At 70.9% G+C, this 20,589-nt stretch carries 11 protein-coding genes and 1 pseudogene; 7 read left to right on the top strand and 5 right to left on the bottom strand.

Annotated features, from left to right (window positions below; translation table 11 throughout):
* Positions 1-321 precede the first annotated feature (321 nt).
* The 5 genes from ACZ562_RS37055 to ACZ562_RS37075 are packed head-to-tail and all read left to right on the top strand — an operon-like array spanning position 322 to position 4,976.
* On the top strand, positions 322-1,140 hold the full coding sequence (locus tag ACZ562_RS37055; protein ID WP_471188805.1) for an SDR family oxidoreductase: 819 nt from the start codon (positions 322-324) through the stop codon (positions 1,138-1,140).
* Positions 1,089-1,949, top strand: coding sequence for an enoyl-CoA hydratase-related protein (locus ACZ562_RS37060; RefSeq protein WP_471188808.1), 861 nt, complete (start codon positions 1,089-1,091; stop codon positions 1,947-1,949). Before ACZ562_RS37055 ends, ACZ562_RS37060 begins: the two co-directional genes overlap by 52 nt.
* Entirely contained in the window at positions 1,936-3,162 is a 1,227-nt protein-coding gene (locus ACZ562_RS37065) for an acyl-CoA dehydrogenase family protein (protein ID WP_471188810.1), read from the top strand. Before ACZ562_RS37060 ends, ACZ562_RS37065 begins: the two co-directional genes overlap by 14 nt.
* A gap of 1 nt (position 3,163) precedes the next feature.
* Positions 3,164-3,946, top strand: a complete 783-nt coding sequence (locus ACZ562_RS37070; RefSeq protein ID WP_471188813.1) for an SDR family oxidoreductase — start codon at positions 3,164-3,166, stop codon at positions 3,944-3,946.
* Positions 3,939-4,976, top strand: a complete 1,038-nt coding sequence (locus ACZ562_RS37075) for a phosphotransferase family protein (RefSeq protein WP_471188815.1) — start codon at positions 3,939-3,941, stop codon at positions 4,974-4,976. The genes ACZ562_RS37070 and ACZ562_RS37075 overlap by 8 nt, the downstream gene beginning before the upstream one ends.
* A 271-nt stretch (positions 4,977-5,247) precedes the next feature.
* On the opposite strand, the gene ACZ562_RS37080 is transcribed toward ACZ562_RS37075, so the two are convergent.
* The 4 genes from ACZ562_RS37080 to ACZ562_RS37095 form a co-directional block, all read right to left on the bottom strand.
* The gene (locus ACZ562_RS37080; RefSeq protein ID WP_471188817.1) at positions 5,248-6,297 is read right to left on the bottom strand and encodes an NADP-dependent oxidoreductase; all 1,050 of its coding nucleotides are present in this window, start codon (positions 6,295-6,297) and stop codon (positions 5,248-5,250) included.
* A 47-nt stretch (positions 6,298-6,344) separates the two neighbouring features.
* The gene (locus ACZ562_RS37085; RefSeq protein ID WP_471188820.1) at positions 6,345-7,664 is read right to left on the bottom strand and encodes an aldehyde dehydrogenase family protein; all 1,320 of its coding nucleotides are present in this window, start codon (positions 7,662-7,664) and stop codon (positions 6,345-6,347) included.
* Between the two features lie 85 nt (positions 7,665-7,749).
* The gene (locus ACZ562_RS37090; protein ID WP_471188822.1) at positions 7,750-8,454 is read right to left on the bottom strand and encodes a type 1 glutamine amidotransferase domain-containing protein; all 705 of its coding nucleotides are present in this window, start codon (positions 8,452-8,454) and stop codon (positions 7,750-7,752) included.
* A gap of 313 nt (positions 8,455-8,767) precedes the next feature.
* The gene (locus ACZ562_RS37095) at positions 8,768-10,267 is read right to left on the bottom strand and encodes an MFS transporter (protein ID WP_471188826.1); all 1,500 of its coding nucleotides are present in this window, start codon (positions 10,265-10,267) and stop codon (positions 8,768-8,770) included.
* Positions 10,268-10,390: 123 nt separating this feature from the next.
* On the opposite strand from ACZ562_RS37095, the gene ACZ562_RS37100 reads away from it, so the two are divergent.
* Complete coding sequence (locus tag ACZ562_RS37100) at positions 10,391-10,861, top strand: MarR family winged helix-turn-helix transcriptional regulator (RefSeq protein WP_471188827.1); 471 nt, start codon at positions 10,391-10,393, stop codon at positions 10,859-10,861.
* 355 nt (positions 10,862-11,216) lie between these two features.
* Here ACZ562_RS37100 and ACZ562_RS37105 read toward each other — a convergent pair.
* Positions 11,217-11,620: pseudogene (locus ACZ562_RS37105) on the bottom strand (transposase); the annotation flags it as partial.
* 582 nt (positions 11,621-12,202) lie between these two features.
* Between ACZ562_RS37105 and ACZ562_RS37110 the strand changes: the two are divergent.
* A partial coding sequence (locus tag ACZ562_RS37110) for a type I polyketide synthase (protein WP_471188830.1) occupies positions 12,203-20,589 on the top strand: 8,387 nt, incomplete at its 3' end.

The raw sequence follows: 20,589 nt of genomic DNA on the forward strand, positions 1-20,589 counted from the left end.
TAGCCGTCGTCGAGGCTCCGGTGAAGCGGCGAATTCAGCAGCTGCGACGACAGCGCGGAAGGGCCGTGTCACACGCGTGGAGCCGGTGCGCGATGGCGCGCCACAGGCGCGCGTGGCCCGGGTAGCCGTCTCTCGCGCCTGACGGCGTCGACCCCCTTCTGGTTTCCGCAGCAACCGGGCCTCGGGGCCCTAGTCCGCGCGGTGACGCCGACCAGAGTTGAACTTGAGCTCAGATTCAACTATACAGGTAGGGGAGGCCACGTCACGTCACCTCGGGGTTGTGCCCCGGCACCGCACGCCCAGCCACGGAGAGGGTCAGCTGTGAACGTTGAACAGAAAGTCGCCATCGTGACCGGTGGCGGAGGTGGCATCGGTGGTGCGCTGGTCGCCCGGCTCGCTCGCGAGCGTGCCCGGGTCGTCGTCGCAGACCTCAACGGGGACGCCGCGCGGGCGGTATCGGAGAGAGTCAACGCCGACCATCCCGGAAGCACCGTCAGCACCGGCGCGGACGCGTCGGACACCGCCCAGATCCAGCAGTTGATAGCCCTGGCCGAGAGCGCGTTCGGTCCGGTCGACCTCTACTTCGCGAACGCGGGCATCGCCGGTGCGCCGGGCCTCGACGCGGGAGAGCAGGACTGGGACCTCTCGATCGACGTGAACCTTCGAGCCCACATCCGTGCGGCGAGGCTGCTGGTGCCGCGATGGCTCGAGCGTGGCGCGGGCTACTTCGTCAGCACCGCCTCGGCGGCCGGGCTGCTCACCCAGATCGGCTCCGCCACGTACGCCGTCACCAAGCACGCGGCCGTCGGCTTCGCCGAATGGCTGAGTGTCACCTACGGCGATCGCGGGGTCCACGTCAGCTGTCTGTGCCCGATGGGCGTGAACACCAGGATGCTGTCCTTGGGGAAGGACTCCGGGGACGCGCTGGGGAGAGCGGCCACGCAGGCCGTCACGTCCGCGGGCGACGTCCTGGAGCCGGCCGAGGTCGCCGACGCCGTCGTCGCCGCGATCGAGGACGAGCGTTTCCTGATCCTGCCGCACGAGGACGTTCTGGACATGTACCGGCAGAAGGGCTCGGACTACGACCGGTGGCTGCGCGGCATGCGCCGCTACCAGAGCTCCCTGCTGGCGAAGGCATGACCGGCGCGCCGGGCGAGCTCGTCCTCGCCGAACACCGCGGGCCCGTGCTGGTGCTCACCTTCAACCGGCCCGCCAGGCTGAACGCCTGGACCGACGAACTCGAGAACCACTACTTCACGCTGCTCGACGCCGCCGAAGACGACCCGGACGTACGTGCCGTCGTGGTCACCGGCGCGGGACGCGGATTCTGTGCCGGCGCCGACCTCCAGCGGCTGCAGGCGGTCGCCGAGGTCTCCGGGGCGGACAGGGCGCGGCGCCGACCGCGCGACGTGCCGCTGGCCCTGCGCAAACCGCTGATCGGTGCGGTCAACGGGGTGGCCGCGGGACTGGGCATGGTGGAGGCGCTCTACTGCGACGTTCGTTTCGGCTCGCCGTCGGCCCGGTTCACCACGGCATTCGCGCAGCGCGGGCTGATCGCCGAGTACGGGATCTCGTGGCTGTTGCCGCGGCTCGTCGGGCACAGCCGGGCAACCGACCTGTTGCTGTCGAGTCGCATGGTGGAGGCGGAGGAGGCACTGCGTATCGGACTCCTCGACCACCTGGTCCCCACCGGCGATGTGGTTGATACCGCTGTCGCGTACGCCACCGATCTCGCGGCGCGCTGCTCCCCGGCATCCATGGCCACCATCAAGAGCCAACTGCGCAACGACGCCGACGGCACCTACGCCGATTCCGTGACCCGGGCGGAGGGCCTCATGCTTCACGCCTTCCGCGGGGCCGATTTCGTCGAAGGCGTGGCCAGTCACCTCGGCAAGCGCCCGCCGAGTTTTCCCTCCCTACCCGTTAGGAGCTCAGATGTCCCTGTTTGAGATGTCGGACCGCGCCAAGAAGTACCGGGCGGATCTGCTCGAGTTCATGGATTCGCACATCTACCCCGCTGAGGCGGTGTACCACGAGCAGATGGCCGCGTCGGGTGACCCGCACTTCCACCCGCCGATCCTCGAGGATCTCAAGGCGGAGGCGCGCAAGCGCGGACTGTGGAACCTCTTCCACCCGCACCCGGAGTGGGGCCCCGGGCTGACGAACCTCGAGTACGCGCCGCTGGCGGAGATCATGGGGCGCAGCCATATCGCCTCCGAAGCGTGCAACTGCAACGCTCCCGACACCGGCAACATGGAGGTGCTCACGCTGTTCGGCAGCGACGAGCACAAGGAGAAGTACCTCAAGCCCCTGCTCGACGGGACGATGGCCTCGGCCTTCGCGATGACCGAGCCGCGTGTCGCCAGTTCCGACGCCACCAACATCGAGTTGCGGATGGCGCGCGACGGCGACGAGTACGTGCTCAACGGCCGTAAGTGGTTCGCGTCCAATGCCATGCACCGCAATTGCAAGGTGCTCATCGTGATGGGGAAGACGGATCCCACCGCTGCTCCGCACCGGCAGCAGTCGATGATGGTCGTCCCGATCGACGCTCCCGGGATCACGGTGATGCGCAGCCTGCCGGTGTTCGGCTACCAGGACCGTGAGGGACACGCCGAAATCGATTTCACCGACGTACGGGTGCCGGCCAAGGACGTGCTCAAGGGCGAAGGGGAGGGTTTCGCGATCAGCCAGGCCCGGCTCGGCCCCGGTCGTATCCACCACTGCATGCGGGCCATCGGCGCGGCCGAGCGGGCGCTGGAGCTGATGTGCCGGCGCGCGCAGTCACGGGTGACCTTCGGCAGTCCGGTCGCCGAACGCTCCAACATCCAGGACTGGATCGCGGAAGCGCGCATCGACATCGAGATGGTCCGCCTGCTCACCCTCAAGGCCGCGTATCTGATGGACACGGTCGGGAACAAGGAAGCGCGCACCGAGATCGCGGCCATCAAGGTGGCCGCCCCGAACATCGCGTTGAAGATCGTCGACCGCGCGATCCAGGTGCACGGGGGAGCAGGAGTGACCGAGGACTTCCCGTTGGCGATGATGTACGCGGGTCTGCGGACGTTGCGGCTGGCGGACGGTCCCGACGAGGTCCACAAGAGGGCCATCGCCAAACAGGAACTGCGGCAGTACCGCGACGCCGCCACGGCGGTGAGTTGAGATGGCAGGGCTCGATCTCACCGGTCGCACCGCCGTCGTCACCGGCGCCTCGCGCGGTATCGGGCTGGCGATCGCCCGGGCCATCGCCGCCGCCGGCGGAAACGTCGTCCTCACCTCCCGGTCCCAGGAGGCGGCGGACGCCGCCGCGGCCCAGGTCGGGGGCACAGCGGTCGGGGTCGGTGCGCACGCGGTCGACGAACAAGCGGCCCAGCGCTGTGTCGATCTGACGCTCGAGCGCTTCGGAAGCCTGGACATCCTCGTCAACAACGCGGGGACCAACCCGGCCTTCGGGCCCGTCGTCGACCAGGACCACGGCCGGTTCGCCAAGACCTTCGACGTGAACCTGTGGGCCCCCGTTCTGTGGACGGGTCTGGCCACGCGGGCCTGGATGGGCGCGCATGGCGGCGCGGTCGTCAACACCGCATCGGTCGGCGGCATGGCCGTCGAGGCGAACATCGGATTGTACAACGCGTCGAAGGCCGCACTGATCCACCTCACGAAGCAACTGGCCCTGGAACTCTCGCCGAAGGTGCGCGTCAACGCGGTGGCACCGGGTGTGGTGCGCACGAAGCTCGCCGAGGCCCTGTGGAGGGACCACGAGCAGGCCGTGTCGGCGTCTATGGCGCTCGGGCGCATCGGGGAGCCTGCCGACATCGCCTCGGCGGTCGCCTTCCTCGTCTCGGACGCCGCAAGTTGGATCACCGGCGAGACCATGGTGATCGACGGCGGGCAGCTCCTCGGTGACGCGCTCCCATTCAGGCAGGGAGCCCGCATCGGTGTCTAGCGCGCACATCGCCGGAATCGACGCCGGGGCAGTGAGCCGCTGGTTCGCGACCCTCGGCGTCGACTTCGCGGGACCGTTGGCCTTCGACCGGATCGGGCTCGGCCAGTCGAATCTGACGTACCTGGTGCACGACCAGGACGGCCGCAGATGGGTGCTGCGGCGCCCACCGCTGGGCCGCCTGCTGGCGTCGGCGCACGACGTGGCCCGCGAGGCGCAGATCATGGCCGCGCTGGGCGGCGCCGCCGTCCCGACCCCGCGGGTGCTCGGGCTGACGGCTGATCCCGCCGTGACGGACGTCCCGCTGGTGCTCATGGAGTTCGTGGACGGACAGGTCGTCGACACGATGCCGATCGCGCAGTCGTTGAGGCCCGAGCGACGCCGCGCGATCGGGATGTCCTTGCCGCGGACGCTGGCGAAGATCCACGCAGTTGATATAGCGAAGGCCGGGATGACCGGACTGGCCAGCCACAAGCCGTATGCGCAGCGCCAGCTCAAGCGGTGGTCGGTCCAGTGGGAGAAGTCCAGGACACGCGAGCTGCCCGCCCTCGAGGACCTCACGCGACGCCTTGCCGCAGCTGTTCCGGAGCAGCACGAAGTGACGCTCGTGCACGGCGACTTCCATCTCCGCAACGTCATCACCTCCTACGACAGCGGGGAGGTGACCGCGGTGCTCGACTGGGAGTTGTCGACATTGGGCGATCCGTTGGCGGACCTGGGCAGCCTGCTGGCCTACTGGCCGGAACCGGGGGAGGAGGCGACCGGAGGCGATTTCGCCGCGTCTGTCCTCGAAGGCTTCCCGGACCGTGCCGAGCTGGCTCAGGTGTATCTGACCGAAACCGGCCGGGACGCGGCGGCACTGAACTTCTGGCACGTGCTGGGCCTGTGGAAAGTGGCTGTGATTGCCGAGGGCGTGATGAGGCGGGCGATCGAAGAACCGAAGAACGAGAGCGCGACAGGCGCGCCCACCGTGGAACGTATCGATGCGCTCGTGGACAAGGCCTGCCGGATCGCCGGCGAGGCCGGAATCTGAAGGTGTTTGCCTCGTGCAGTCCGCCACCGGGTCACCGATTCCCGCGCTGCGCGGGACGGAGCCGCCCCTCACGCTGCCATGGCGAGGTTCGCGTTGCCGCTGACGCGGCCGCACCGCGGGGAGCGGGCGCCGGCAATTCAGCTCGGTGCTGATTTCGTCGCCTGGCCGTATCGGGTCGACGGGGGCCCCGCAGCAGGATGCCGGGCCCACCGGGCCGAGAGGAGTGCGGACTGCAGCGTGCGGACTGCAGCGCGTGGTCAGTCCACGATCGTCAGTTGCCGACTGCGGCCTGTGCCGGGAGGGTGACGATCATCTTGCCCGTATTGTCGCCGCGGAGCATGCCGAGGAAAGCCTCGACGTTGTTCTCGATTCCTTCCACGACGGTCTCCTCGTAGCGCAGCTTCCCGTCGCGGATCCAGCCGCCGACTTCCTGCACGAACTGCTGCTGCAGGTCGTTGTGGTCGGAGACCAGCAGGCCGCGCAGGGTGAGGCGTTTGCCTATGGCGAGCGCGAGGTTGCGCGGGCCGCGGGCCGGCGCCGTCGCGTTGTACTGGGCGATGGCCCCGCACAGCGCCGCACGGCCGTGCACAGTGAGGGCGCCGATCGCCGCTTCGAGGTGGTCGCCGCCGACGTTGTCGAAGTAGACGTCGATGCCGTCCGGGGCCGCGGCCCCGAGTTGCTCGGCCACCGGCGCTTGCTTGTAGTTGAAGGCGGCGTCGAAACCGTACTCGTCGAGGAGCAGTTGGACCTTCTCGTCCGAGCCCGCGCTGCCGATGACCCGCTTGGCGCCCTTGAGCCGGGCGATCTGCCCGACCTGGCTGCCGACCGCGCCGGCCGCGCCGGAGACGAAGACGGTGTCGCCCTCGTGGAACTCCGCCACGCGCAACAGGCCCGCATACGCAGTCACTCCGGGCATGCCGAGGACACCGAGGTACGTGCTCAGCGGAGCGCTCCCGGCGTCGACCTGCACGGCGTCCGCCGCGTCGAGGAGTGCGTACTCCCGCCAGCCGAGCCCGTGCAGGACGTGATCACCCACTGCGACGGTTCCGGCAGTGCCGTCATCGCCCACGGCGACGACGACACCGACCGCACCCCCGTCCATCGGCCGGTCGAGCTGGAAGGGAGGGACGTAGGACTTCACGTCGTTCATCCGGCCGCGCATGTACGGGTCGACCGACAGGTGCAGGTTACGCACGAGGATCTGACCGGATCCGGGCGCTGCGAGAGGCGCCTCGCGCAGGGCGAAGTCCTGCGGCCGGGGCACACCGTTCGGGCGGGCGGCCAGGTGCCATTCACGGCTGGCGGCGGGAAGGGTGCTCATGATGGGGATGTCTCGTTCCTCCGTGCTCACACACGGCTGAAGGGTGATCAGCTGAGCGGCTTGGCCAGGACCGCTTTGCGGTGGCTGAAGGTCTCGATGGAGTAGCGGCCGTGGTAACTGCCCATGCCGCTCTCGCCGACGCCCCCGAACGGCAGGTCGGAGACGGTGAGATGGGCCAGCGGCAGGCCGAACCCGATGCCTCCCGAGGAGGTTTCGGCGGCAAGCCGCTCCCGGGTGGTGTCCGATTCGGTGAACGCGTACAGAGCCAACGGCTTGTCACGGTCATTGATGAAGTCGATGGCCTCGTCGATCCCGGCCACCTCGACGATCGGGAGGATCGGGCCGAAGATCTCTTCCTGCATGACAGGAGCCTCCGGCGACACCTCGGCCAGGACGGTCGGCGCGATGTACTTAGTCTCGCGGTCGTGCGCACCGCCGGTGACCTGGCGGCCGGACGCGAGGAGGGCGGTCAGCCGGTCGAAGTGGCGTTCGTTGACGATACGGCCGTACTCCGGGCAGGCGGAGGCCTCCGGTCCGTACATGCCCTCCACGGCCTTGGCCAGTGCGCCCTCCAGGGCGCGTGCGGTCTCGGGGTCGGTGAGAACGTAGTCGGGGGCGACGCAGGTCTGTCCGGCGTTGAGGAACTTCCCGGCCGCGAGGCGGGCGGCGACGGTGTCGAGGTCGGTGCCGCGGTCCACGAACGCCGGGGACTTGCCACCCAGTTCGAGGGTGACGGGAGTGAGGTGCCGGGCGGCCGCGGCCATCACGATGCGGCCAACCGCGCCGTTACCGGTGTAGAGGATGTGGTCGAAGCGCTGCTCGAGCAGGGCGGTGGTCTCCGGGACCCCGCCTTCGACGACGGCGACCGCGTCGGGGTCGAGGTACTGCGGCAGGAGGCGGGCGAGGGCGGCGGAAGTGGCCGGGGCCAGTTCGCTGGGTTTGGCGACCACCGCGTTGCCCGCGGCCAGGGCACCGGCCACCGGGGCCAGCAGCAGCTGCGCGGGGTAGTTCCAGGGGGCGATGACCAGTACGACGCCCAGGGGGTCGTACTGCGTCCATGCACTCGCCTCCCCCAGAAACGCGGGCACCGGGGCCCGTTCGGGGCGCAGCCAGCCGTCCAGGTGCTCCAGGGTGTGGTCGATCTCGCGTATGACGAAGTCGATCTCGGTGCGGTAAGCCTCGGTGGAGCTCTTTCCCAAGTCGGCGTGGAGCGCCGCGGCGAATGTCTCCCCCTGTTCGGTGAGCAGGGTACGCATCCGGTGGAGTTGCCCGGTACGCCAGGCCACGGGTTTGGTGGTGCCGGTACGGAAGGTGGCACGCAGCCGGGCGACGAGCTCGGCGGGCTGCTCGGACGCACGCTTGTTCATGGTTCCCTCACGGGTCGATACGTGGACGGGGGGCGCTGGCGCCGGCACCATGGGGCAGGCCCGGGCGCCGACGTCGGGCAAAAGATCAGCCGCGGCTGAGGATCTCGATGATGCTCCGGGCGAGCTGCTCGGAGGAGGCGGGGTTCTGGCCGGTGTGCAGATTGCGGTCCGCCACGACGTGCGCGGTGAACGGGGAGGCGGCGTCGAAGTCGGCACCGAGTTCCACCAGGCGGTCCTGAAGCAGCCACTTGGCCTTGTGGGCGAAGCCGGCCGCGGTCTCCTCGGCGTTGGTGAAGCCGGTCATGCGGTAACCGGCGAACGGCCAGCTGCCGTCCTCGCGCCGGGCGGCGAGCAGGGCGGCGGGGGCGTGGCACAACACCGCGAGCGGCTTGCCGGAGTCCAGCGCCGCGGTGAGGAGGTGGCCGGAGGCCGCGTCGGTGGAGAGGTCCTCCATGGGGCCGTGGCCACCGGGGTAGAGGACGGCGGCGTACGCGTCGGCGTCGACGTCCTCGAGCTTGACCGGGTTCTCCAGGTCGGCGCGGATGGAAGCCAGGTACGCGGCGATGGCGTCGGCCCGCTCCGTGCCGCCGGCGGACTCGGCGGCGAGGCTGACGGCGTCGACGGTCGGAGCCACGCCGCGGGGTGTGGCGACGGTGACGTCGAACCCGGCCTCGCGGAACAGCCGGTGCGGTATGGCGAGTTCCTCAGCCCAGTAGCCGGTGGGGTGCAGGGTGCCGTCGTTGAGCGTCCAGTGGTCGGAACCGGTGACGACGAACAGAACTGCGGTCACAACTGTCTCCTTCAAAGCGTGCACGGGTCGCGCGGTGGTGGCGGAGTCTTCTCGGCCCGCCGGGGATGACGGGGAAGACGGCGTCCATGACGCCGTCCAGGTATCCGGCCTGGATCTTCCCGTCGAAGGGTTGACGGAGGCGGCCTTCACACGGACCAGTACGGCGTCCGCACCGGGCTTCGGGTTCCGGACGGCGCCGTATTCCAGGAGGTCGGGGCCGCCGTAGGTCCGGTAGGTGATGGCCTTCATGGTGGTGCTCCCTGGCGCGGGGCGCGGTGGCGCGGTGGTGCGGTGTTGCAGATCGGGCGGAGGGTCAGGCAGCCGCGGTGGCGGCAGCCATCTCGGGGGTCGTCTCGCCGGCAGGCCGGTGTTCCGCACGGGGCGCCTGCCGCTGCCGCTTCAGGCCGACCAGCGCGATGGCCAGGACGAAGACGAAGGCGACGCCTGCGATCGTGAAGCTCAGGGTGAACTGGCTCTCGACGGGCAGCGGGGGCCCTCCGACCGGCAGGTGCTCGATGGTCCTGGAGGCGAGCAGCGTCGTGATCAGCGCACTACCGATCGAGCTTCCGACCGAGCGGGAGATGGAGTTGATGCCATTGGCTATGCCGGTCTGATGGGGCGGCACCCCCGCGACGATCAGTGCGGGCATCGCGGCGTAGCCGAGGCTGATGGCCGTTCCGACAGCCATCCCGGCGCCGATCACCGAGGGGGTAGAGGAGTGTGCGGCGGCCAGCCACGCGAAACCGGCGATGCCGGTCACCGCGCTGAACGCGAGGGTGAGACGCGGGCCGATCCTGCGGATCAGCACGCCACCGAACTGGGCGGCGACGAGCGAGGCGATCGTACCGGGCAGCAGGTACTCGACGGAGGCGCGGAGAACGGAGGCGCCGAAGCCGTAGCCCGCGATGTCCTGCGGGACCTGCGCCAGGTAGGAGACGCCGAGGAACTGGGCGAACATCCCGAATCCCACGAACAGGCCCGCGAGGTTGCTGAAGAGCACCGGGCGGTGGAGGAACATCTTCATGTCGACCATCGGTTCGCGCACGCGGCTCTCGGTGAAGGCCCAGACACCGGCCATGACGACCGCTCCGGCAAAGCTGCCCAGCGTGCGGGCGGACGTCCAGCCCCACTCGTGCCCCTGGGAGATCGGCAGCAGCAGCAGGACCAGGAAGAGCCCGAGGGTGAGCGCGCCGACGAGGTCGGTGCGCCCGCCGGTCCTGGCGCGGCTTGCCGGTACGAGCAGGACGACGGCGAGGAGTGTGACCAGAGCCAGCCCGGCGGCCAGCCAGAAGACACGGTGGTAGTCGGCATGGTCTCCGCGGGTCAGCAGGCCGGTGCTGACCAGCGCGAAGCCGCTGCCGAAGGCCAGGGTGCCGCTGACCAGTGACATCGCTCCGGGCAGACGGTGGGCGGGGACCTCCTCGCGGAGTACCGACAGCGCGAGCGGGAAGATCGCTGTGGCGGCGCCTTGGAGTACTCGGCCGACGATCAGCCAGAGGAGCGAGTCGGTGGTGGCTGCCAGGACCGAGCCTGCGATCATCACCGCGAGCACGCCGATCAAGGTCGGCTTCTTCCCGCGCTGGTCGCCCAGGCGGCCGAGCAACGGGGTGAAGACGGCCGCGGAGAGCAGGGTCGCGGTGGTGACCCAGCTGACCTCGGCCGCATCGGCGTCGAGGCTGCTCCCGATCAGGCCGAGGATCGGTACCACCAGCGTCTGCATCATCGACACGACCATGGCGGCGAGGCTCAGGACGAGGACGACTGCGAATTCGCGGGAGTGTCGGCCGGGCTGCGGGGCAAGAGTTTGGGACACGGGTGCTCTCCGGGCGGGGACGCGGGGCAAGACAAGATGCTTGATGCACTTAAACGTCGAGGTCCGACGGTAGGGTCAATGGTTGAGGATGTCAAACGTTGAATCTCACCTAGAATCGAAGCCATGTCCCGCACCACCGCCGCGCAGTCGGCCTCCGCGACCCCAGCCCCGCAGGGCAGCGACCCCACCTACGTCGAGCTCCTGGAGCGCCTGGCACGCGCCGCCGCCGGCTACTACCGGGACCTCACCGCGGCGGCCGCGGTGCAGGGGCTCACCATGACGCAGGCCAAGATGCTCATCCTGCTGCGGCAGCCCCTGCCCATGCGTGCTCTCGCGGGACTGCTCGCCTGCGACGCGTCCAACATCACCGGGCTTGTCGACCGGCTGGAGGCCCAGCAATTGGTCTCCAGGCACCTCAACCCGGCCGACCGGCGGATCAAGAATGTGGTCGCGACGGAAAAGGGCCTGGAGGCCGTCCGTCTGATCCGCTCCGATATGCGGGCCACCTCGGCGGCCTTCAACCGTCTCGACGACGAGGGCCGCCGCAGCCTCTATGAGCTGCTGGGGCGCCTGCACCCCGACGAGACGGTCTGACCAGGACCACTCTCGCCACTCCAGGATGGTCTCGCTGAGTATGTGGCGCATGAGGCACCACGGGAAGGCGCACGAGGAGCGCTATTAAGGTTTCGGGCACAATGCCGCTATCCGAGGTGAGGTGGATGAACGTACTCCTGACTGGGGGATCCGGAGACCTTGGTTCCATAGTTGCCGGAGGCTTTGCGTAGCGAAAAGACGAGCCCGTGGTGCTCGATCCGCTCGGACCTGTGAATGACCTTCCTTTCGTAAGGCTTTGTACTGGATCGCGGACTGCTGAAAAAGGTTCTTCCCGGCATCCAGTGCGTCGCTCACATTGCAGGCTGGCACGGGATTCATGAAGCCCGTGGAGAAAAGGCTTCCAGCGGCGGGCCTCGCCGGTCAGGGCGAGCATCGGCATCCAGGCGAGGAGGCCGAGTGCGAGGGAGACGATCTCCAGCCAGATCCGGTTCCGGGCGGTGTCGTGCAGGGGCAGGTTGCGCAGGCCGGTGTCGCGGGCGGTTCGGATGCGGTCCTCGTAGCGGGCCCGTCTGCGGTGACGCAGTTCCGGGTCGGCGAGCTGGCCGCCTTTCATGTTTTGGCGAAGCAGGTGAGCCCGTTCCTGTCGATGTCGGTGAAGCGCAACTGGGCGCCGGGGCGCGGGCGTTCCTTGCGGACGATCTGCTGCATCCCCGTGGGTCGGGTGCTTGGGTCAGGCATGTCGGTGATCTCCGCGACCCAGGCGCCGGACCCCTCGGCGCCGCCCGCGTCGCAGGCCGGAGCACGCCGTCGAGGTCCAGGATCACCTGCCCGGCTGCAGCCGGAGCGTGGGCCCCGGCCGGCTCCCAGACCCGTGTCCGTACTTCGGAACGTGCGGCCCGGATCGCAGCGAGAGCCTTCGGGTCGGACGTGGCGAGAGCGTCGACGAGACGGGATGCTGTCGGATCGGAGGCCACGGGGCCGAACACACCCGGCTCGGCCCGCAGCATGCCGACATCGGTCAGACAGTCCCCGCCGCATGCGACGGCCCGGGGCACATCCAGCAGGATCTTGCCTGGATCGTCACGGCACGCGACTTGCGCGACGGCGTGAGTGCCGCCGATATCGCGGTGTCCAGGCCGGACTTGCGGACCGTCTCGACCAGCAGCACCCAGGGCGGCCTGGGCAACCACCCCGCGACCGCCGCTCCCGACACGGGGGATTCCCCTAAATCTGATCCGCTGCAGCGGCGGAGCGCGGCTGCGGGGACCGAAACTAGGGTCACACCGCTACTCGTTGCCGCCCGGTTGTGCCGATCGCCTGTGCCGTGGCTGTCACGGTGCGGTGCCTTTTCATTCTCTGTGTGGGTGGGTGGAGTGCAATATGGTCGAGTCCGAGCTCAACGGAACGGGGAATGGGGCCGGTTCGGCTTCGGCGGATTCGGCCGATGGCATAGCTGTCATCGGCCTGGCGTGCCGACTGCCGGGGGCCGCCGACCCGGTCGCCTTCTGGCGGCTGCTCAGCGAGGGCGCGGACGCGATCACCGATGTCCCCCCGGACCGGTGGGACGGGGCCGCGGTGGGTGACGCCGACCCGTCCGCACCCGGCAGGACCGACATCCACTGGGGCGGATTCCTCGACCGCATCGGCGACTTCGACGCCGGGTTCTTCGGGCTCTCCCCCAAGGAGGCCGCCGCCATGGACCCGCAGCAGCGGCTCGTGCTGGAGTTGGCCTGGGAAGCGCTGGAGGACGCGCACGTGCGCGCCGAGACGCTGCGCTCCACCCGCACCGGAGTGTTCGTCGGCGCCATCTGGGACGACTACGCGACCCTGCACCACCGCTCCGGACTCACAGCCATCTCCCCGCATACCGTCACCGGCTTGCACCGCAGCATCATCGCCAACCGGGTCTCCTACTTCCTCGGTCTGAACGGCCCCAGCCTGACCGTGGACTCCGGCCAGTCCTCATCCCTGGTCTCGGTCCACCTGGCCTGCGAGAGCCTCCGCAAGGGCGAATCGACGATCGCCCTCGCGGGCGGCGTGAACCTCAACATCGTCCCCGAGAGCGTCCTGGGCGCCGCCAAGTTCGGCGGGCTGTCCCCCGACGGCCGCTGCTTCACCTTCGACGCCCGCGCGAACGGCTACGTCCGCGGCGAGGGCGGCGGCATCGTCGTCCTCAAGCCTCTCGCCCGGGCCGTCGCGGACGGCGACCCCGTCTACTGCGTGATCCGCGGCAGTGCGGTCAACAACGACGGCGGCGGCGACGGGTTGACCGTACCCCTGCAGTCCGGGCAGGAACAGGTGCTCCGGCTCGCCTACGAACGGGCCGGGATCGACCCCGCCCACGTCGACTACGTGGAGTTGCACGGCACCGGCACCAAGGTCGGCGACCCCATCGAGGCAGCCGCGCTCGGCGCGGTGCTCGGCACGGGACGCGAGCCCGGCCGCCCTCTGCGGGTCGGCTCGGCCAAGACCAACGTCGGCCACCTGGAGGGCGCCGCCGGCATCACCGGCCTGCTGAAGGCGGTCCTGTCTGTCAACCACCGTGAACTGCCTGCCAGCCTCAACTTCGAGACGCCGAACCCGGCGATCCCGCTGGACCGGCTGAACCTGCGGGTGCAGACCGAGCACAGCGAATGGGCCGCCGAGGACGGCCGCCCGCTGCTCGCCGGCGTCAGCTCTTTCGGCATGGGCGGAACCAACTGCCACATGGTGCTGGCGGAACACCAGGTGACGGCGGCGGGCTCGGCTGCGGCGGCGGGTACGGGCGCGGCTCCGGCCTTGTGGCCGTTGTCCGCCAAGACCGCATCCGGGCTGCGCGCCCAGGCCGCCGCCCTGCTCGCACACGCCGAGGCGCGCCCCGGTCTCGCCCTGCCCGACGTCGGCTGGTCGCTGGCCACCGGCCGCACCGCCTTCGAGCACCGGGCCGTCGTCGTAGGCGACGATCGCGACGACTTCTTGCGCGCTCTGCGCGAGCTGTCCACCGGCGGCATCGACGCCGCGCTGACCACGGGCCGCACGGGCTCGCGCGGCGGGCTCGCCTTCCTCTTCTCGGGCCAGGGCAGCCAGCGGGCCGTCATGGGCCGCGAACTGGCCGAGGCCGTCCCGGCGTTCGCCATCGCGCTGGACGAGGTGTGCGCACACCTCGACCCCTTGCTGCCGCGGCCGCTGCGCGAGGTCATGTTCGCCCCTGAAGGCACCGAGGAAGCCGCCGAACTCGACCTGACCCTCTACACGCAGACCTCGCTGTTCGCCGTCGAAGTCGCCCTGTTCCGGCTTCTGGAGAGCTGGGGCATCACCCCCGGCGTGCTCATGGGCCACTCCATCGGTGAACTCGCCGCCGCGCACGTGGCAGGCGTCCTCTCACTCGCCGACGCCTGCGCCCTCGTGGCCGCGCGCGGTCGCCTGATGCAGGCGCTGCCCGCCGGCGGCGCCATGATCGCCGTCCAGGCCGCGGAGGACGAGGTCCGCGCCCGCATCGGCGACCGCCGGGACCGCGTGAGCATCGCCGCGCTGAACGGCCCGGACTCCGTCGTCGTCTCCGGCGACGAGGACCCCGCCACCGAGATCGCCGACGCCTTCGCCGCCCTGGGCCGCAAGACCAGCCGGCTGCGGGTCAGCCACGCCTTCCACTCCCCGCACATGGAACCCATGCTGGCGGAGTTCCGCGACGTGGTCGAGGGCCTGACCTTCCATGCCCCGCGCATCCCGATCGTGTCCAACGTGACGGGCCGACTGTCCGAGGCGCCCTCGGGGTACGAAGGGTGCACGGCCGCGTACTGGGTCCGCCATGTGCGCGAGACGGTCCGCTTCGCCGACGGCGTCGCCCGCCTCGACGAACAGGGCGTCCGCACGTACCTGGAGCTCGGCCCCGGCGGCGTGCTCACCTCCATGGCCCGCGCCGGCGCCGACAGCGAGTCCCTGTTCGTCCCCGCCCTGCGCGCCCGTCGCCCCGAGGCGCAGGCCCTGCTGGCGGCGGTCGCCTCGCTGCACGTCCGCGGCGTGGAGCCGGACTGGGACGCCCTGTTCTGCGGCGGGCGAGGCGCACGCCGCAAGGTCGCGCTCCCCACCTACGCGTTCGAACGGCAGCGGTACTGGCTGGACGGCGACATAACGTTGCCCGCCGCCACCACCGGCCGGGCTCCTGCGGCTCCGCAGTCGGACGCCATCGCCGAGACTGACAGCGCGCCTGTCGGAGCCCTGGGCCGGCGGCTGGCCGGACTGCCCGAGTCCGAGCGCGCCGAGGCCGTGCTCGACATGGTCCGCGCACACGTCGCGGCCGTTCTGGGCCACGCCGAAGCCCGCCAGGTCGAGACCGAATGGACGTTCAAAGACCTCGGCTTCGACTCGCTCAGCTCGGTGGAACTGCGCGACCAGCTCAGCGAGGCCACCGGCCTGCGCCTGCCCAGCGGGCTGCTGTTCGACCACCCGACCCCTGCCGCGCTCGCCCGCCACCTCGCCGCCCAGTCCCTGGGCGGCGAGGACCCGGTGGCCTCCGCGCCCGCGACGGTGGCCGACCCCGACGAGCCCATCGCCATCGTGGCCATGAGCTGCCGCCTGCCCGGCGGCGTGAGCTCCCCCGAGGACCTGTGGCGGCTGCTCGCCTCCGGTGGCGACGCGATCTCCGGATTCCCGACGGACCGCGGCTGGGACGTCGAAGCGCTCTACGACCCGGAGCCCGGCACGCCCGGCAAGTCCTCGACCCGGCACGGCGGCTTCCTGCACGAGGCGGCCGAGTTCGACGCCGGCTTCTTCGGAATCAGCCCCCGTGAGGCCGCCGCGACCGACCCGCAGCAGCGGCTGGTCCTGGAGACGGCGTGGGAGGCCTTCGAGCGGGCCGGCATCGACCCGGCCACGCTGCGCGGGAGCCGGGCGGGCGTGTTCATCGGCGCGACGGCACAGGACTACGGCCCCCGGCTGCACGAGCCGGTCGACGGCGTCGAGGGCTACCTGCTGACCGGCACGACGACCAGCGTCGCCTCGGGCCGCGTGGCCTACTCGTTCGGCCTCGAAGGCCCAGCGGTCACGGTGGACACGGCTTGCTCGTCGTCCCTGGTCGCCCTGCACCTGGCCGTCCAGGCGCTGCGGAGCGGCGAGTGCACGATGGCCCTGGCCGGCGGCGTCACCGTGATGTCCACGCCCGGCATGTTCGTGGAGTTCAGCCGCCAGCGCGGCCTGTCGGCGGACGGCCGGTGCAAGGCGTTCGCGGCCGGCGCGGACGGTACGGGCTGGGCCGAAGGCGTCGGCATGCTCCTGGTGGAGCGGCTCAGCGACGCCCGGCGCAACGGCCGCCAGGTGCTGGCCGTCGTGCGGGGCAGCGCGGTCAACCAGGACGGCGCGTCGAACGGACTCACGGCGCCCAACGGCCCCTCCCAGCAGCGCGTCATCCGCCAGGCCCTGGCGGCCGCCGGACTCGCGCCCGCGGACGTCGACGTCGTGGAGGCGCACGGTACGGGCACGCGGCTCGGGGACCCGATCGAGGCGGAAGCCCTCATCGCCGCCTACGGCCAGGGACGGGACGGCGACCGGCCGTTGTGGCTGGGTTCGCTGAAGTCGAACATCGGTCACACGCAGGCCGCGGCCGGCGTGGCCGGTGTGATCAAGATGGTGCTGGCCATGCGGCACGGCGTGCTGCCGCCGACCCTGCATGTCGACGAGCCGACCCCGCACGTGGACTGGTCGGCGGGCGCGGTGCGGCTGCTGACCGAGGCCGTGGAGTGGCCTGCGAGCGACGGGCCGCGCCGGGCCGCCGTGTCCTCCTTCGGCATCAGCGGCACCAACGCGCATGTCATCGTCGAGCAGGCCGAGACGAGCGAAGAGCCCACCCGCGGGACGGCCGTTGCGGGACCGGTCCCGTGGGTGCTGTCGGCGAAGAGCGATGCGGCGCTGCGGGATCAGGCGGGCCGGCTGCTGTCCTTCCTGGACGCTGAGGGCGTCATGGGTGGCGGGGGTGTCGGGGGTGGCGGGGTTCGGCCGGAGGACGTGGGGTTCTCGCTGGCGACGTCGCGTGCGGTGCTGGAGCGCCGTGTGGCGGTCGTGGGGGAGGAGCTTGGGGAGTTCCGCCAGGGGCTGGAGGGCATTGTTTCCGGCGCTGCTCCGGTGGGCGGTGTCGTCGGGGGCAAGGTCGGGTTCCTGTTCTCGGGTCAGGGTTCGCAGCGGATCGGCATGGGGCGCGAGCTGTACGCGGCTTACCCGGTGTTCGCTGCGGCGTATGACGAGGTGTGCGCGCATCTGGACGCGCCCGTCGACGTCGATGCGGAATCGCTTCATCAGACGGGTTCGACGCAGCCGGCGTTGTTCGCGGTCGGGGTGGCGCTGTTCCGGCTGCTGGAGTCGTGGGGTGTCCGGCCGGACTACGTGGCCGGTCATTCGGTGGGTGAGATCGCGGCTGCGCATGTGGCGGGTGTGTTGTCGCTTGAGGATGCGGCGAAGCTGGTGTCGGCGCGTGCCGCGTTGATGCAGGCGCTGCCCGCGGGTGGTGCGATGGTGGCGGTCCAGGCGGCCGAGGACGAGGTGCTGCCCTACCTGACCGACGAGGTCGGGATTGCGGCGATCAACGGCCCGCGGTCCGTGGTCATTTCCGGTGCGGAGGACGCGGTTACGGCGATTGCCGACGTGTTCGCTGCTCGGGGGCGTAAGACGTCCCGCCTGAAGGTCAGTCAAGCGTTCCATTCGCCGTTGATGGATCCGATGCTGGAGGAGTTCGCGGAGGTCGTTCGCGGTCTGACGTTCAGTGAGCCGCGGATCCCGGTGGTCTCGAACCTCACCGGACGCCTGGCCGAGCCGTACACCCCCGAGTACTGGGTGCGGCACGTCCGGGAGGCGGTGCGCTTCGCCGACGGTGTGCGGACCCTGCACGAGCTGGGCGTGACCACGTTTGTGGAGATCGGCCCGGGTGGTGTCCTCAGTGCCCTCGTCCAGGGCTGCTTCCACGACGGCACAGACATCGTCGCCGTTCCCGCCCTGCGCGCCGGCCGCCCCGAAGCGTACGCCCTCGTCACCGCCGTCGGGCAGCTGCACACCCACGGCATCTCGCCCGACTGGCAGGCGCTCTTCCCGGGCGCCCGGCGCGTCGACCTGCCCACGTACGCCTTCCAGCGCGAGCGCTACTGGCTCCATGCGCCGCAGGCGGCGACTGCCGGCGCCCCGGAGGCGATGGACGCCGAGTTCTGGGACTCCGTCGAGAGCGAGGACCGGGCATCTCTCGGTGCGCTCCTGGGACTGGAGCCCGCCGAACTGGACGTGGTCGCACCCAAGCTGTCCGCCTGGCGCCGGCAGCGGCGCGAGCAGTCCACCGCCGACGGCTGGCGCTACCGGATCACCTGGCAGCCGCTCGGTGACGTCGTCGGGGCCCCTCCGTCGGGAACCTGGCTCTACGTGGTCTCCAAGGAGACCGCGTGGACCGAGGCGATCCGCGCCGGGCTCACCGAACTCGGCGTCGCGCTCGTACCGTTCGCCGTGGGCGAGGACACCGACCGCGACACGCTGGCCAGGGCCTTCGCCGACGCCGGGCACGAGCAGGCCGACGGCATCCTGTTCGCCGCAGCACAGGGCGAAGCGGGGACGGACGCCCTCCAGCGGCTCGTCCTGCTCGTCCAGGCCCTCGGCGACGCGGGGATCGAGGCCCCGCTGTGGTGCCTGACCAGCGGCGCGGTGTCGACCGGCACGGCGGACCTGCTGACCGACCCCGTCTCCGCCCAGCTCTGGGGCCTGGGCAGGATCGTCGCCCTGGAACAGCCGCAACGCTGGGGCGGGCTCGTCGACCTGCCCGCCGAGCCGGACTCCCGCGCGCTGGAGCGACTGGCCGCCCTGCTGGCCCAGGCCGACGAGGACCAACTCGCCGTACGCCCCTCCGGCGTGTCCGGCCGCCGCCTCGTGCGCGCGCCGCAGAGCGCGGCACCGGCGGACGCACCCTGGTCGCCGCGCGGCACCGTGCTCGTGACCGGTGGTACGGGTGCGCTGGGCGGACACGTGGCCCGCTGGCTCGCCGGTGCTGGTGCCGAGCACCTGGTGCTCACCAGCCGCCGGGGCCCCGACGCCCCGGGCGCCGCCGAACTCAAGGCGGAACTGGAGGAGCTGGGCGCTCAGGTCACCGTCGCTGCGTGCGATGCGGCCGACCGCGACGCGCTCGCCGAGTTGTTCGGCCGGTACACCGTGAACGCCGTGGTGCACACCGCAGGCGTACTCGACGACGGCCTGGTCGAATCGCTCACTCCCGAGCGCCTCAACCACGTGCTGCGCCCAAAGGTGGACGCAGCACTCCACCTGCACGAGCTCACCCGGGACCGCCAGGACCTCGACGCCTTCGTGCTCTTCTCCTCGATGACCGGTGTCTGGGGCAACGGCGGCCAAGGCGCCTACGGTGCCGCGAACGCCTTCCTCGACGCCCTCGCCGAGCAGCGCCGGGCGCAGGGCGTGCCCGCGCTGGCCGTCGCGTGGGGATCCTGGGCGGACGGAGGCATGGCCGACGGCGCCGCCGGTGACCACCTGCGGCGGCGCGGCGTACGGGCGATCGCGGCCCTTCCCGCGATCGCCGTGCTGCACGGTGCGCTGACCCACGGCGAGACCTCCGTGACCGTCGCGGACGTGGACTGGGACCGCTTCGTCCCGGCCTTCGCCGGCACGCGCCCCTGCCCGCTGCTGCACGGCGTGCCCGAGGCCCGCAAGGCCCTCGAAGCACGCGCCCAGGCCGCGCAGAGCGCCGAAGTGCCCGCGTCCGCGCTGGTCCAGCGCCTCCTCGGCGCCACGCCGGGGGAGCAGGGCCGCATCCTGCTGGACCTGGTCCGCGAGCAGGCCGCCGCGGTGCTCGGCCACATGGACAAGGGCGCCTTCGAAGCCGACCGAACGTTCCGCGAGACCGGCTTCGACTCGCTCACCGCCGTCGAACTGCGCCACAGGCTCAACACGGCCACCGGCCTCAAACTGCCCACTACCCTCGTCTTCGACCACCCGACCCCCACCGCCCTCGCCCGTCACCTGGGCGAGGAACTCCTCGGCCGGCGCGGGCTGGAGGCGGACGCCGCGCAGGCGACGGCCGCCGCCGCGGCCGATGAGCCACTCGCGATCGTCAGCATGAGCTGCCGCTTCCCCGGCGGCGTCCAGTCGCCGGCGGACCTGTGGGAGCTGCTGAGCTCCGGCCGGGACGCCATGTCCGGCTTCCCCACCGACCGCGGCTGGGACATCGACGCGCTCTACGACCCCGACCCCGACCGGCCCGGCAAGACGTACTCGCGCGAGGGCGGCTTCATCCAGGGCGCCGACCGCTTCGACGCCAGTCTCTTCGGGATCTCGCCGCGCGAGGCGCTGGCCATGGACCCTCAGCAGCGGCTGCTGCTGGAGACCGCGTGGGAGGCCTTCGAGCGCGCCGGCATCGCCCCCGCGTCCGTCCGCGCCAGCCGCACCGGCGTCTTCATCGGCACCAACGGCCAGGACTACGCCAACGGACTGCGCAACGCGCCCGAGGAGATCGAGGGGTACGCGCTCACCGGCAAGGCGGCCTCGGTCGTCTCCGGACGCGTCTCCTACACGTTCGGCCTCGAGGGCCCCGCGGTCACGGTCGACACGGCGTGCTCGTCGTCGCTCGTGGCCCTCCACCTCGCCGCGCAGGCGCTGCGGAGCGGCGAGTGCTCGATGGCCCTCGTCGGGGGTGTCACCGTCATGACCACGCCGGACCTGTTCGTGGAGTTCAGCAGGCAGCGCGGGCTGTCGCCCGACGGCCGGTGCAAGGCGTTCGCGGCCGGTGCCGACGGCACGGGCTGGGGCGAAGGCGT

Source organism: Streptomyces sp. NPDC040410, assembly GCF_055595715.1.